This is a genomic window from Bombilactobacillus sp. ESL1097 (assembly GCF_058107205.1).
Window position 1 is genome coordinate 176,008 of record NZ_JBYLUB010000002.1, and the last position, 16,032, is coordinate 192,039.

Below are 16,032 nucleotides of genomic sequence, written 5' to 3' on the forward strand. Positions count from 1 at the left end.
ATTTAGTCTGACTATGAGATTTCTAAACTCTGACTTTGCTATGAAAAAGTTAGAATTCAGAAATCTTATTTTTTTCTTTTAAATAAATTGCAGTTGAGTAATAACAAATTTTGGCGTTCATGGTGTGCCCGACTATAATAAGCCTTAGAGAGACTTATTTTTAATTGAGGGGGAGTTTGGCAATGTCAAAATCAAAAATTATCAGTAGTTTCTTATTAATTAGTAGTGTTTGGGGCGTATTCATGGCACAGAAGGGCGAGACAGTCCACGCAAAAGATTATAATTATAAAGTGGTTACTACGACCAGCGGGCCATATACTAATTTATACGATAATCAAGGGCAATTGATTAAACAGCGCTTTGTGCCGGTTAATACTGATTGGCGTGTCGGCAAAATTAAAGCGATGAGTAATCTGTTCTATTATCAAATTGCGGGTAATGAATGGGTCAAGAGTAGTGATGTTTGGGCTAATTTTGAACCAACATCGGGTCGCTTGAAACAGCGTTTGGTTGGAACGATTAAAAATCCGATTAGTGCGACTTATTATGCTGATGGTCAACAAGGCATCAATGATGGGGTCGATCTGGCTTATCAATCAACGTGGAAAATTGGCAAAGTACTTCAGAATGCTCAAGGCCATTTGTTTTATCAAGTTGCGCCCAACTTGTATGTGCGTGATGATGATTTAGCGGTGAATGGCACGCCAGATCATATTGTGCAACAGCCCGATTTTGGAATTAATGGACATCCGGCGCAAAATATGGGATTGATTGGAACCATCAAAAATTCCACAACGAAAATTTATAATGCTCAAGGTTATTTGTACATGGGCGATGGCGTTGATTTTGCTAAGCAGTCGACGTGGAAAATTGGTAAAGTGATTAAAAATAATCAAGGACAACTATTTTATCAAGTAGCCCCTAATATGTATGTGGGTGATGATGATATGATGTTAAATCAACCACCTAAAAAAATTATTCAGCAAGCGGATTTTGGTTTAAAGCAGCAACCTGCGATTAATGTTAAAGATAGTACCACTAAGACTGATGCTTAAATTGTCAGGCCGCAGGTTCTTGAGCAAATGAGTAAGCGTTCTTTGCCGCAGTATGTTGATTTAGCGCTCCAAGTGCCAAAAGCAGCAGTTTGCGTCTAGCTACGAATAGTCCTCAAGTTTAAAGTGCAAAACTTCAGTACTGATTCTTGACTATACTCAACTGCTAAGCGCTTTTGTCACAGTAAAGTTTAAAATTTGGTTGTAATTTGAAATTTAGTGCTATATTTGACGGCTGATTTGGTACAATGTGGTTGTACTTGATCATTGATTATTCCATTGAATAGCTGAGATCAGTTTCAGAAACTCAAAATTAATTAATTCAAACTTAGTAATAAAGGAATGTGAGAGATTATCGATAATCAGAGTGAAGTGAATTTTACACCAGTTATTTTAGGCAGTGATATTAATGCTTATGGTTTTGCGCGGTCATTTTATGAACTAACGCATCAACCAGTGCAAGCCTATGCCCAAGAAGCTTTGGCACCCACCAAGTATTCAAAAATTATTAATGTCAATTTATATGACGGTTTTACTGAGGATCCAGCATTTATTGAAAACATGCGCCAAATTGCCAAAAAGTATGCTGACCATACAGAACCTGTTATATTATTGGCAATGGGTGACGGTTATGCGGAATTGATTTCTAAGCATAAAGAAGAATTATCACAAACTTTTGTTTGTCCTTATGTCGACTATGACTTGTTACGCAAATTAAATAATAAAGAATCATTTTATCAGATTTGTGAACAATACCATTTGCCACATCCACAAACAAAAATAATTACCAAACAAATGTATCAACAACAGGACTTGACGGTACCGTTTGATTATCCAGTAGCGTTAAAACCAGCTAATAGTGTTGAGTGGTTGGATATTCATTTTGAAGGGCGCAAAAAAGCATTTACCATTCAAGATGAAGCGGAATTTCTGGATATTGTTGCCAAGATTTATGATAATGGTTATGAATCCGACTTGATTTTGCAGGAATTTATTCCGGGAGATGATTCACATATGCGGGTCTTAAACGCCTATGTTGACCAACATCATCATGTCAAGTTAATGTGCTTAGGCCATCCGTTATTGGAAGATCCGACACCGGCGGCAATTGGTAATTATGTGGCAATTTTACCGGAATACAATCAAAAGTTGTACGATGTTTTGCAACGCTTCTTGGAAGAAATTGAATTTACCGGTTTCGCTAATTTTGATATGAAATTCGATGATCGTGATCAGGAATTTAAGCTGTTTGAAATTAATTTACGCCAAGGACGTAGTAGCTTTTATGTTACTTTAAATGGTTATAATTTGGCTCAATTTGTGGTTGATGATTATGTCAAACAAACCTTGGATGAACAGCCAACCGTTTACGGTAATAAGAATAAAGCACAGCATCAACTATGGCTGGGAGTTCCGACGGCTGTCTTTAAAAAGTATGCTTTGGAAAATCAATATAAAGAAATTGCTCTCGAATTATTGCGACAAGATCGGTATGGCACAACTGTTTTCTATAAAGGTGACTTCGGAATTAAACGTTTAGTGTTGTTAAGTTACATGTTTTATCGCTATCGAGGACGATTCAAACGTTACTTTGAAGAAAATAAGGGCCAAAACTTTAAATAATTTTAGTGGAGGTTAGGAATTTGGATTCAGAATTGAAGAATTACCAAGTAACAGAAAAGCGGTTTAAGAAGATTTTAGTAGGCATTGATGTGGACGATTTTACTTCATCTGATCATGCATTTAATGCTGCTTGTACCATGGCGAGAGATTTGGATGCACAACTAGGAATTGTTGCTGTTTTAGAAACGCAAGATGTGAATGTTTTTGACAGCATGTCACCAGAAAAAATGGATGATAAGCGTTTGAACTTGTCACACGACTTGTTAGAATATCTGAAAAAAGCTGATAATTTTGGTGTGAAAGAAGCTAAGCCTATCTTAGCCGAAGGTGATCCCGATAAAGTTATTTTGGATGAAGTTGTGGCTGATTTTCAGCCAGACTTAATTGTGTTAGGTTCTGAAGCCAAAACCTTGTTAGGCAAGACTGTCGGCAATGAAGCCAAAGGAATTATGGAAAAATCACCTGTTAGTGTGTTAATAGTGCGTGACTAATTTTTAAAATAATGATGAGGTACTTCTTCAGTGAAGTGGGAACAATTAATTAAGTAATGCTTATGTAATTCTAAACAGAATTTGAGTATTGATTTTATTGTTCCGACATTTACTTGAGAAGTACTTTTTTTGTATCATCAAAAAAAGCTGGGATAAATATTAGTAGTTTGCATCTACTACTGATATTTGTTCCAGCTTTATGTTCAAAATATGATTAAATTTCTGCTTTGCCTTCACGTTGCATAAGTTTTTTAACTTCTGCTTTCACGTCGGCTTCTTGGTATAAAACGTGATAAATAGCTTCGGTGATTGGCATTTCGATTTGTTCTTGTTGCGCTAATTCATAAGCAGACTGGCAAGTTTTGACTCCTTCAACGACCATGCCCATATTATCAATCACGTCTTGTAATTTTTGGCCTTGGCCTAATTGTTTACCAGCGCGCCAATTCCGAGAATGAACACTGGTACAAGTGACCACTAAATCACCCACGCCCGATAAACCGGTAAAGGTTAACGGGTTGGCGCCGAGCTTAACTCCGAGACGCGAAATCTCCGCTAAGCCACGGGTCATTAAAGCCGCCTTGGCATTATCGCCATAACCGAGTCCAACGAGGGCCCCGGTTCCTAAGGCAATGACATTTTTTAAAGCGGCGCCTAATTCCACGCCAATTACGTCCGAATTAGTATAAACACGAAAATAGTCGTTCATAAAAATCTGTTGGACTGTTTGGGCTGCGGCCAAATCAGCACTGGCTGCAGTAATTAAGGTGATGTCTTTTTTAGCAACTTCTTCAGCGTGACTTGGACCGGATAAAGCAACGATAGCTTGATAAAGATTGGTCGGTAACACAGCCTGTAAGATTTCTGAAATTCGTAAATGAGTTTGTTGTTCTAATCCCTTACTAGCATGCACAATAATCGGTAGTTGTGGCAAAGTTTGTAAAATAGGTTGAATTTGTTGCGCCACACTGCGAATGGCAGGAGTCGGTACTGCAAATAAGACTATTTGTGCGCCTGTTAAAGCAGTTGTAAAGTCAGTGGTGGCAATTAACTCTTGCGGATAGTGATAATTTTGAATATAGTGCTCGTTGGTATGTTGTGTGTTTAACTCGTGAACTTGTTGGGCACTGCGTGTCCATAAATGAACATCATGACCGTTTTGAACTAGTACACTGGCTAGGATACTGCCCCAAGATCCAGCTCCTAAAACCGCAATTTTGCTTTTCATAACTTCACCCTTATCTTAATAATTTATCAATTCCATTATACTCTGGAATGAATTAGTTGTATTGAAAAATTCAGTAACTTGTCGTGAGAGTCGGTCTTAACGCCGTAATTGAAAATTCAGTTTTTTAGTCAAATCGTTTTTGATGGAATGACTGGTGGTTTCACGTTTTTGAAATTGTTTGGGGGTAATGGCGAAGAGTTTTTTAAAAGAGCGAATAAAAACATCCACATTGGAAAAGCCAACGACGTGGGCAACATCACTGATAGACATGGTAGTCATACTTAATAAATCTACCGCATATTCAATTCTTAAATGGTTCAAATAGTCGTGCGGAGTCATTTGTAAATCTTGTTTAAATAATTTGGAAACGTAAACGCGATCAAAACCAATAGCCTGACACATGGTTTTGACCGTGATTGGTTCTTGAAAATGTTGCGCTAAGTAATCGGTGGCTTTGATCGTACAGGGATGTAAGATGACGGCTTTGTCCGGTGTAATCACGTCTGTTTGATAATGAGCTAACCCTGCTAATAATTGGTAAATAATCCCTGTCATGAATAGTTCATCGACCAAGTTTTTAGATTGGTGTTGTAGACATTGTTTGACGCAATCCACAAAAAAGTTTAATTGGCTGGTTTGAAAGACTAAGCGTTGGTTGGAAAAGCCCATTTTGTCTAAATAAAGATGGGCTTTACTACCTTGAAAACCAAAAAATAAATATTGCCACGGATTCTGGTGATCCGCTTGGTAAGCAATGACTTGTTGTGGCGTTGATAAAAATCCATCACCAGCGCTTAATTGCCAAATTTGTTGTTGCGTTTTGACAATCCCTTGTCCTTTCAAAATAATATGAATTAAATACTCATGGCGCATTGTTGGACCGTAATGATGATCGGCTAAATTAGTGGAAAAACCGGCGTGGGTTAAAAAGAGATTAGCATTAGGATCAGTGGTTTGGTTGAAAATATTGACGATTTTTTGCATGAAAAGCTCCTTATAACGGAATAAAAAACTACATTTAATCGATTTTAACACAATCAAGGCAATTTTAATTTGAAAAGGCTTCATTTACAATTAAATGTAAGCGATTCAAGTAAACGTAAACATTTTACTTGAATGGCCGTAAATACTGAGGTGAGAAAATGGCAAAATTAAAAACACGAGTTTCCTATATGCTGGGGACTTTTGGACATGACTTTTTTGCGGCAGCCATGTTGAATTATTTCATTATGTTTATTACCAATCATTTGTTTATTACCAATAATAATCATTTTAATAACCAAATGATTGGCTTAATTACAACCACGATGGTAGTGATTCGAATTGCTGAATTATTTATTGATCCGTTTATCGGTAATATGGTAGATAATACGCATACACGCTTTGGTAAATTTAAGCCATGGGTAATTACGGGAGCCATCGTGTCTGGTATTGCCTTAGCGGTGTTATATACCAGTTTAGGTAATCTAGCAACCAACAATCCGGGGTTATATATTGTTGCTTTTGCGGTCATCTACATTATCATGGATGTTTTTTATTCGTTTAAAGATATTGGTATTTGGTCCATGGTACCAGCGTTGACGCTAGATTCCAATGAACGAGATACTATCAGCACCTGGGGGCGTCTAGGTTCGACAATTGGTGGTAACTTAGTTACCTTAGCGGTAGTTCCGATCGCCCTCTTTTTCTCAGTCCATTATAATGGCGGTCAAGGTGATCGGCGGGGCTGGTTTGCTTTTGGAGTTGTCACTGCTTTGTTATCCATTCTGGGTGCATTAATTATTGGCATTGGTACTAAAGAGCAATCCACACCTTTACGTGAAAATAAGCAAAAAACTAGTACTAAAGATGTTTTTAAAATTCTTTTCCAAAATGATCAGTTAATGTGGACGGCAGTGGCTCACTTCTTCTTTGCGATGGGCTGGGATTTGGTGAATTCATTATTACTCTATTACTTTACCTTTATTTTAGGTAATTCTTCCAAATTTGCGATTTACGGTACGGTCAACTTTATTGTGGGGATGATTTCCGTTTCGCTGTTTCCAGCTTTGGCGCACCGTTTTCAAAGACGGAAGGTCTTTTTAATTGGAACACTGGTGATGATGCTGGGCATCTTCTTATTATTCTTTGCTAACTTTTCCACACCATTTGTGATCTTTTCGGCGGCACTAGCGGCTGCTCCACAACCATTATTGTTCTTGGTTATTATGTTGACAATGACTGATACCATTGAATATGGTCAGTTAAAATTACATCATCGTGATGAATCATTAGTCTTATCTGTTCGGCCGTTAGTTGATAAATTAGCTTCCGCGATCGTTAATGGTTTAGTTTCAATCATTGTTATCGCTACTCACATGTCAGGTAATGCCAAAGTTTCGAGTATTACCAGTGCGGATTCTTGGCAATTTAAATGTTATATGTTAGCAGTGCCACTATTGTTATTATGTTGTTCATTAGTAGTTTATTTACGCAAGGTTAAAATTACGGAAGCTAAACATGCACAAATTGTTAGTCAACTAGAAGCTAGTTGGGGTAGTGAATTTGCACAAACAACAACTAATGCACCAGAGAGCAACAATACGGATAGTAATGCCGCAGTTGCTGATGACGAACTAGTTTTGTTAGCTCCAGTGACTGGACAAGTACAAACCTTAGCACAAGTAGCCGATCCAACCTTTGCTGCCGGTAAAATGGGTCGCGGAGTTGGCATCATGCCGCAAACGAACCAAATTGTTGCCCCTATTAGTGGGACAGTGCAACTTTTATTACCAAGTAAACATGCAATTGGTCTGTTGGCAGATAATGGATTAATGGTCCTGATTCATGTCGGTATTGATACGGTGCAGTTACGTGGCCAAGGCTTTAATTTGTTGGTCGATCGAGGGCAAGAAGTCCAGTCTGGTGATGTTTTACTAGAATTTGATCCGCAAGTGATTCAAGCTGCTGGTTTGTCAGATGAAGTATTACTGACTATTTTAAACGCTAATGAATTAACTAAATTCGAATTATTAACGCAGCCAGAGCAAAACATTACAGCACAACAACCGTTACTGAAGGTACAAAAATAAGGAGTAAAATTATGGCGATTATTATTGATGAAGCAAAAAAGACCTTTCATTTACAAACAAACCATGCCAGTTATTTATTTCAAGTTTTGCCCACTGGTGATTTACAACAGTTATATTATGGAGCTCGCTTAAGTGAGCCTATTAATCTTGCTAATTTAACACAAGTAGCTGGACAAGATGCCACTCCAGCGCAAGAGGTTGATGGTCAAGAATTTCAATGGGACGTAATCAATCAGGAGTATAGTAGTTTGGGCCACGGCGATTTTCGACAAAGTGCTTACCAAGTTACTTCACCGGCGGGGGATCGCATTAGTGAATTTCAATATCAAAAATATCAATTATCTAATGGAAAACAACGCCTAGCACATTTACCGTCCACATTTGATGATAATCAAGATCAAAGTCAAACATTAACCATTTTTTTACATGATCAGTTGGCCAATTTAGAATTGCAATTAAATTACACAGTTTTTCCAACGCAAGATGTTATTGTCCGCAGTGCTCGTTTTGAAAATTTAAGTACCCAAGCAGTACAATTACCTCGGGCTTTAAGTTTACAGTTAGACTTGCCAGATAGTGATTATGACTTCTTACAATTTGCAGGTTCCTGGGCCCGTGAGCGCCATTTAAGTCGTAATCATCTACATGACGGTGTGCAAAGTATTAGTAGTTTACGCACGGCTTCAAGTCATCAACATAATCCGTTCTTTATTCTGGCGCGGCCAACAACAACGAATTTGACTGGTGAGGCTATGGGCTTTAACTTTGTTTATTCTGGCAACTTTTTGGATAGTGTGGAAGTAGATCAGTATCAACAAGCGCGAGTTTTAGTAGGGATTAACCCGGACGAGTTTTGTTGGCAATTAAAGCCTCAAACCAGTTTTCAAACGCCCGAAGCGATTTTTAGCTATACTACAGCGGGCTTAAATCAATTGAGTCAGCAACTGAGTGATTTTTACCAGAAGCACCTCGTAGCGCCCCAATTTGCACAGCAAGAACGCCCAATTTTAATTAATAATTGGGAAGCCACGTATTTTGATTTTGATGAAACTAAGTTGTTACATTTGGCTGATCAAGCAAAAGATTTGGGGATTGAATTATTTGTCTTAGATGATGGTTGGTTTGGCAAGCGGGATGATGATACTACTTCTTTAGGTGATTGGGTGAGCGATCGCCGTAAGTTGCCACAGGGAGTAGCCCATTTAGCGCAAGAGATTCACCACAAAGGATTAAAATTTGGTTTATGGTTTGAACCCGAAATGATTTCTTTAGAAAGCCAATTATATCAACAACACCCCGATTGGGTGCTCCATGTTCCGGGACGTAAGGCAACGCCAGGACGGCACCAGTATGTTTTAGACTTAGCGCGGCCAGAAGTCGTAGATTATTTAGCACAAGCTTTGAGTGAGATTATTGCCCAAACGCAGTTAGATTATGTGAAATGGGATATGAATCGCTATATTACTGAAATGTACAGTGCAGCTTTTGCCCCCGAGCAGCAGCAAGAGTTAGCACACCGTTATATTTTAGGTGTTTACCAATTGTATGAGCGGTTAACAACCAAGTTTCCCAAGGTGTTGTTTGAATCTTGCGCTTCCGGAGGCGGGCGCTTTGACTTAGGACTGATGTATTATGCGCCACAAGCTTGGACTAGTGATGACACTGATGCCATGGAGCGCTTATTGATTCAATACGGAACGTCGTTTGGTTATTCTTTGTCAATGATGGGAGCACATGTTTCAGCGAGCCCCAATGAACAATTGGGACGCAAGACATCCTTAAAAACTCGCGGAGCGGTGGCCTACTTTGGCGATTTAGGTTATGAATTAGATATAACGCAATTAACTCCTGATCAATTAGCTCAGATTAAACACCAAATTCAGTTTTATAAACGTTATCGGAAGATCTTTCAATTTGGTCATTTTTATCGTTTACAAAGTCCGCTGGCAGGCAACCATAATGAGTTAAGTTGGGGTGTCGTTAATGCTGAACAAACAGTGGCCATCATAGCACATTATCAATTACTCAATCAGCCCCAATGTTTGAATTCACGGTTGAAATTGCAGGGCTTAGATCCTAAGAAGCAGTACCAGATTAATGGACAACCAGCTGCTTATTCAGGCAGTCAGTTAATGAATGCGGGTTATGTTTTGCCCAAGTTAACGAAGCAAGAAGCTGATTTTCAAGCACAATTATTGGTAATTAAAGCAATTTAAATTGAAGATTATTCATATCTTGTTGCAACCTTGTTTAATAAAGAAGGAAATTTTATGACCATTACCCCAGCAACTTTAACGAACGCTTTTGTACAACAATTTGCACAGCAACCCACGAACTTTTATTTTGCACCGGGACGGATCAATTTAATTGGTGAACATCTGGACTATAATGGCGGGATGGTCTTACCTTGTGCAATTAGTCTAGGAACCTATGCGGCTATCAGACCACGAACCGATCAAAAGTGGCGACTTTACTCCGAAAACTTTGCCACAAGTGGTATCTGTGAAATTGATTTGGCTAATTTACATTTATTTAAGGATAATACGTGGCTGAATTATGTTGTGGGAACATTAGAATTATTACTACGGCAAAAGTTTCAGTTAACACATGGATTTGACATTTTGATTCAGGGGGATTTGCCTAATAGTGCAGGCTTATCTTCATCAGCTTCTTTAGAGTTATTGCTAGGGATTATTTGTCAAAGCCAGTTTAATCTGTCGATTTCTTTACAACAATTGGCTTTGAATGGACAGCAGGTAGAAAATGCCTTTATTGGAGTCAATTCGGGAATTATGGATCAGTACGCGGTGGCGTTAGGACGAAAGCAGCAGGCTATTTTATTAGATACGAAGACGTTAACTTATCAATATGTACCGGTGAACTTGGGCGACTATCAAATTGTGATTATGAATTCCAATCAACCGCGAGCTTTAGCTGGTTCAAAATATAATGAACGGCGAAATGCTTGTGAAACTGCGTTAAATTTGTTGCAAACCAAATTAGCAATTCAAACTTTGTGTGAGGTTACGCCGCAGCAATTAGATGAATATAGCTATTTGTTGGTGGATGCAGACGTTTTGAGTAAAACCCGCCATGTCGTTTGGGAGAATCAACGCACTTTACGGGCACAAACTGCCTTGAAACAACAAGATCTAACGACATTTGGTCATTTGTTAAACGCGTCGCATGTTTCCTTGGAACAAGATTTTGCTGTTAGTGGCATGGCGTTAGATACTTTAGTACATGCCGCTTGGCAATTTGGCGCCTTAGGAGCTCGGATGACGGGGGCAGGCTTTGGTGGGTGCGCGATTGCGATTGTGCAAAATGAACAAACGACAGCATTTATTCAACAGGTAGGGCAAACTTACCAACAAGCAATGCACCAAACAGCGGATTTTTATGTAGCAGAAATTGCTGATGGACCACATGAGATTAAGGAAGGTTGAACTGAATGGCAACTTTGATTGAAGTGTACGCTGACCGAATTATTCAAACACAGCAAACTTACCAACCGCTAGATCGACGTTATTTAATTAATTTGATTTTGCAAAAGGTTGGTTCTACGCCGCAAGGCTCAGCGCTGCAAGGGTCTTTATTGGAATTAGCACAACAATTAGTTATTTGTGCGCAAAATAATCAGCGAATAACTAAACCGTGGCAATCAGCACAGCTGTTAGCGGAATTAACAGATTTGTATACGCCAACTCCGAGCCGAATTAATCAAACATTTTGGAATCAATATCAATTAAGTCCACAACAAGCAACCACAAACTTTTATCATTTATGTCAATCTAATGGGTATGTTCAAGAAGCCGCAATTAAAAAGAATATTGCCTTTCAAACGCCGAGCCCATATGGTGATTTGGAAATTACGATTAATCTTTCGAAACCAGAAAAAGATCCTAAGCAAATTGCCAAGGCCAAAAAACAAGTTAGTGGCTATCCTCATGATGCTCTTAGTTTTGAAAATGAAGGCTATTTGGGAAGTGAGCAGCAAGCACCGCGTCGCAATCATCGCTTAATTCGGCTGAGTTTAGGTGGTGAAATGTGGGGCTTGCAGTATTCACCGTATGCTTATTTTGAGCAACATTGTATTGTGTTATCACAAGCGGAGCGGCTGATGAAAATTGACGCAACCACTTTTAGTAATTTATTAGCAGCTGTTAAAATTTTGCCACACTATTTTTTTGGCAGTAACGCTGATTTACCGATTGTTGGCGGCTCGATCTTAGGCCATGATCATTATCAAGGTGGTCTTCATCAGTTTGCAATGCAAAAAGCGCCGATACAAACTGTTATTTCGTTAAAAGATTTTACTGATGTGACGGCTGGTATTGTGAAGTGGCCGGTAGCCACTATTCGCTTGCAAGGCACTAATCAGCAACGCCTGGTCGCTGCTGCTACGCGAATTTTACGAGTTTGGCAACAATATTCTGATGAAACAGTCGCGGTGTTAGCACAAACTGCAGGGCAAAATCACCATACAATTACGCCCATTGCTTATCAAAATCAGGGTCAATACGTGTTAGATTTAGCATTGCGCGATAATCGCACTTCAATTCAATATCCGGATGGTATTTTTCATCCACATCAAAATTTGCATCATATTAAACGAGAAAATATTGGTTTAATTGAAGTGATGGGCTTAGCCATTTTACCGCCGCGCTTAGTTCCCGAATTACAAGAAGTAACTAAATTTTTATTACAACAACCAAACCAAATGGCTGATTATCATCGACCTTGGGCGCAAATGATGCAACAGAAGTATCCAGAGATTGATACACATAATATTCAACAAATTTTGCAACAAGAATTAGGTTTGGTGTTTCAACAAGTCTTGGCAGATGTCGGTGTGTTTAAACAAGATAACAGTGGTCAAGCTGCTTTTCAACGGTTTATTCAAGCTGTTAATCAGTCTTAAATTAAATTGGCCCAAAGTCGCTGAAAAGTTTAACCAAAATATCTGACTTTTAAAGCACAAAAATGTTCGTATTAAATGCGAACATTTTTTTGTTCTATACTTTTTGTGTGGAGTCACATCCAAATGACATATTTAATGTTACTAGATTATTGGACAAACCAGTGTCTTTTTAATTATTGTTGAAAATAGTAAGATTTGATTAAAAGTAAATCTTTATCAGAGGTCAATTTATGGTTAATCAATTAAAAAGTTTATTGAAAAGACAATTAAAATTAAAGCATCCGCTCTTAAGTATTAGTACTACCACAGGGATGAGTGCATTACGTGCCTTAAATGCTGGAGCAGACTTTATTATGGTTTTGAATTCTGGAAAATTTCGCCAAATGGGACGCTCATCTTTAGGGGCATATTTACCTTTTACTAACAGTAATCGTCAGATTTTTGATATCACTAAGCAAGAAATATTGCCACTTATTAATGATTTTCCTTGCGTGATTGGTATTAATGCTACCGATCCTTACCTAAGTGTGTCGAATCTTATCAACTTTTTAAAGCAGTATCACATTTCCGGTGTAGTAAATTATCCTACGGTTAGTTTGTTAGATGGTCAATTTAGAGAAGCCTTGAGTGAAGCCAATATTAAGTATGATCAAGAAATTGAGTTGTTAGAAACGCTACATAAGCAGGGTGTTTTTACGGTAGCTTTTGTTACCAATGAAAAGGAAGCGCTAGCAGCTAATCAAGTTGGAGTGGATGTCATTTGCATTCACCTGGGGTTAACAGAAGGTGGTGTACTTGGTGCACGTAGAATGGCTACTTTTGAATCAATTATTGATAAAGTTAAAAATGTTTGTGAAGCTTTGAACCAAGCCTCTTGTCAAAGTATCCTGATGTTGTACGGAGGTGTTATCAATGATTTAACAGAAGTTCGTTATATCTATAATCTTTTGCCGACTATTAGTGGCTATATTGGTGGTTCTACTTTTGAACGTATTATTCAGGAACAGACAATTGCCAAACAAGTTCATGATTTTAAAACCGCTGATCATACACCAGATGATTCTTTGACTATAAAGACTTTAAGTGATGATTGCCTCCATTATCAACCAATTCAATTTATTGAAAATTATATTCAAAATAACTATTCAAGACCTATTCGCTTAGCAGATTTAGCACAGATTTTACATTTATCACCTACTTATCTAAGCACGATGTTTAAGAAGCAAACTAATAAATCATTTACAGAATATCTGGTCCGTTTTCGTCTTAATAAAGCAGTAGAATTGATGAAACATCAAGAGCAATCACTTAGTAAAATTGCGGAATTAGTTGGTTATTCTGATTATGCACAGTTTAATAAAATTTTTAAAAAGTATTTTGGTCAATCTCCTAGTGTTTATTTAAAACACATATAATCACTAGTAGCGTGAACAATATTACCTGTTTTTGTAACCGCTTTTGACATAATATGAATTCATAAAGTTGAAGGGAGGTTAATTAATGAGCACAATTGCTTTAGTAGGGACTTTAGATACCAAAGGTCAAGAGTATGGCTATGTTCGTCAGATACTGGAACAGTTGGGAAACGAAGTAATTATGATCAATGCAGGTGTTTTTGAACCAACGGTACCAGTAGATATTGATGATGATCAAATAGCTAATGTTGAAGAATTAACCATGGATGATATTCGCAGTAGTTATACACGTGGTGAAGCTAATGCTATCTTGGGCCATGGGTTAAGAATACTATTGCCAAGGTTATATCGAGAAGGTAAATTTCAAGGAATTTTATCACTAGGAGGTTCAGGTGGAACTGCTTTGGTTACTCCAGCGATGCGGACATTACCTTTGGGTGTGCCTAAAGTCATGGTTTCGACGATGGCTTCAGGTAATACTAGTGACTATGTAGGAACCAGTGACATTTTAATGATGCCATCAATCGTTGATGTTTCCGGTATCAATAAAATCTCACGGAATGTATTCGAAAATGCTGCCAAAGCTGTTTCGGGAATGGTTAATTTGAAAGTTCATACTGAAAGTGATGACAAGGCATTAATTGGAGCTACCATGTTTGGAGTGACTACTCCGGCAGTGGATCATGTGCGTCAATTATTGACACAGCAAAACTTAGAAACTTTGGTTTTTCATGCTACAGGAACTGGTGGTAAAACGATGGAATCTTTAATTTCCCAAAATTATTTTGAGGGCATTATAGATTTAACTACTACAGAAATTGCTGATGAACTTTGTGGCGGTGTCCTGACAGCTGGACCTACACGATTAGAAGCGGGGATTATATCCAAAATTCCTGAAGTAATTGCTCCAGGAGCTTTAGACATGGTTAATTTTGGAACATTTGATAGTGTTCCTGATAAGTATCGACAGCGCAATTTAGTTAAGCATAATCCGACTGTAACCTTAATGCGGACAACGCCAGCTGAAAATAAAATGTTTGCCGAATATATTAGTGATAAATTAAATCAGGCACAATCACCTGTTACGTTTATGATTCCTTTAAAAGGATTTTCAGAGTTGGATGCTATAGGTGGTCCATTTTATGATCCTGATGCTGATCAAGCATTTGTTACTACATTAAAATCTCGCTTGTATAATCAGTTAGTTACAGTTAAAGAATTACCCTATAACATAAATGATCCACAATTTACCTCTAATTGTGTGACGGAATTAAATTATTTGATGAAAGGAAATGATTAGATTGGATAATAGAAGCAGAAGTCAAATTATTGCAGATTTTAAACAAAAACGCCAAACAGGTGAAGTGTTAGTTGGGGTTGGTGCAGGAACCGGTATTACTGCTAAAAGTAGTGAAGCTGGTGGTGCAGATATGTTAATTATTTATAATTCTGGTCGTTATCGAATGGCTGGTCGTGGTTCTTTAGCCGGTCTATTGTCTTATGGTGACGCTAATCAGATTGTAGTTGAGATGGGCCAAGAAGTGCTACCAATTGTTAAGCATACTCCTGTTTTAGCGGGCGTTTGTGGAACTGATCCGTTTAGAGTAATGGATATTTATTTAAAGCAATTAAAGGATCAAGGGTTTAATGGTGTTCAAAACTTTCCAACGGTTGGTTTGATTGATGGTGTATTTCGTCAAAACTTGGAAGAAACAGGTATGGGTTATGATCTAGAAGTAGACATGATTCATAAGGCTCATGAATTAGGAATGCTAACAACACCTTATGTTTTTGATACTGATCAGGCAACGAAAATGGCTGAAGCGGGTGCTGATATCTTGGTTGCGCATATGGGGTTAACTACCAAAGGTGCCATTGGGGCACAGACCGCTTTAACTTTGGATGAATGCGTTGAAAAAGTACAGGCAATTTTGGATGCTGGACGTAAAGTCAACCCAGATATTATGGTAATTTGTCATGGTGGTCCAATTGCTGAACCTGAAGATGCAGCTTATGTTATTGAACGTGTTAACGGAATTGACGGATTCTTTGGTGCTTCCAGCATTGAACGTTTAGCAGCAGAAAAGAGTATTAAAGAACAAACAGAAAAGTTTGAAGCAATTCGCAAATAATAGTATCCATTTATATTTTAATTAAATTCAAATAGCCCCTAGATGCGATTAGATCTAGGAGCTTTTTTATTGCATTATTATAATGTTGTTTGTAAATAT

The 16,032-nt window shown here is 38.0% G+C and carries 12 protein-coding genes; 10 read left to right on the plus strand and 2 right to left on the minus strand.

Annotation, left to right across the window (positions count from 1 at the left end; translation table 11 throughout):
* Positions 1 to 182: 182 nt before the first annotated feature.
* From AC3B6D_RS05030 to AC3B6D_RS05040, 3 genes are all read left to right on the plus strand, one after another.
* A complete protein-coding gene (locus AC3B6D_RS05030) occupies positions 183 to 1,055 on the plus strand; it encodes a hypothetical protein (protein ID WP_489775068.1) in 873 nt (290 codons plus the stop codon).
* A 369-nt stretch (positions 1,056 to 1,424) separates the two neighbouring features.
* Positions 1,425 to 2,675, plus strand: coding sequence for a carboxylate--amine ligase (locus AC3B6D_RS05035; RefSeq protein ID WP_489756755.1), 1,251 nt, complete (start codon positions 1,425 to 1,427; stop codon positions 2,673 to 2,675).
* 20 nt (positions 2,676 to 2,695) lie between these two features.
* A complete protein-coding gene (locus AC3B6D_RS05040) occupies positions 2,696 to 3,166 on the plus strand; it encodes a universal stress protein (protein WP_489756754.1) in 471 nt (156 codons plus the stop codon).
* A gap of 214 nt (positions 3,167 to 3,380) precedes the next feature.
* On the opposite strand, the gene AC3B6D_RS05045 is transcribed toward AC3B6D_RS05040, so the two are convergent.
* A complete protein-coding gene (locus AC3B6D_RS05045) occupies positions 3,381 to 4,394 on the minus strand; it encodes an NAD(P)H-dependent glycerol-3-phosphate dehydrogenase (protein WP_489775069.1) in 1,014 nt (337 codons plus the stop codon).
* A 96-nt stretch (positions 4,395 to 4,490) separates the two neighbouring features.
* Positions 4,491 to 5,378 carry an AraC family transcriptional regulator gene (locus AC3B6D_RS05050; protein ID WP_489756751.1) on the minus strand — a complete coding sequence of 296 codons (888 nt, stop codon included), beginning with the start codon at positions 5,376 to 5,378 and terminating at the stop codon, positions 4,491 to 4,493.
* A gap of 158 nt (positions 5,379 to 5,536) precedes the next feature.
* Between AC3B6D_RS05050 and AC3B6D_RS05055 the strand changes: the two genes are divergently transcribed.
* From AC3B6D_RS05055 to AC3B6D_RS05085, 7 genes are all read left to right on the plus strand, one after another.
* On the plus strand, positions 5,537 to 7,465 hold the full coding sequence (locus AC3B6D_RS05055; protein ID WP_489775070.1) for a sugar MFS transporter: 1,929 nt from the start codon (positions 5,537 to 5,539) through the stop codon (positions 7,463 to 7,465).
* 11 nt (positions 7,466 to 7,476) lie between these two features.
* Positions 7,477 to 9,681, plus strand: coding sequence for an alpha-galactosidase (locus AC3B6D_RS05060; RefSeq protein WP_489775071.1), 2,205 nt, complete (start codon positions 7,477 to 7,479; stop codon positions 9,679 to 9,681).
* 54 nt (positions 9,682 to 9,735) lie between these two features.
* Complete coding sequence (locus AC3B6D_RS05065) at positions 9,736 to 10,911, plus strand: galactokinase (protein ID WP_489775072.1); 1,176 nt, start codon at positions 9,736 to 9,738, stop codon at positions 10,909 to 10,911.
* Positions 10,912 to 10,916: 5 nt separating this feature from the next.
* On the plus strand, positions 10,917 to 12,386 hold the full coding sequence (locus AC3B6D_RS05070; RefSeq protein WP_489775073.1) for a UDP-glucose--hexose-1-phosphate uridylyltransferase: 1,470 nt from the start codon (positions 10,917 to 10,919) through the stop codon (positions 12,384 to 12,386).
* A gap of 230 nt (positions 12,387 to 12,616) precedes the next feature.
* Positions 12,617 to 13,801, plus strand: coding sequence for a phosphoenolpyruvate hydrolase family protein (locus AC3B6D_RS05075; protein WP_489756746.1), 1,185 nt, complete (start codon positions 12,617 to 12,619; stop codon positions 13,799 to 13,801).
* An 85-nt stretch (positions 13,802 to 13,886) separates the two neighbouring features.
* Positions 13,887 to 15,101: a Tm-1-like ATP-binding domain-containing protein gene (locus tag AC3B6D_RS05080; protein ID WP_489756745.1), complete on the plus strand. Its 1,215-nt coding sequence runs from the start codon at positions 13,887 to 13,889 to the stop codon at positions 15,099 to 15,101.
* A 1-nt stretch (position 15,102) separates the two neighbouring features.
* Entirely contained in the window at positions 15,103 to 15,933 is an 831-nt protein-coding gene (locus AC3B6D_RS05085) for a phosphoenolpyruvate hydrolase family protein (RefSeq protein ID WP_489756744.1), read from the plus strand.
* The last annotated feature ends 99 nt before the right edge of the window (positions 15,934 to 16,032 follow it).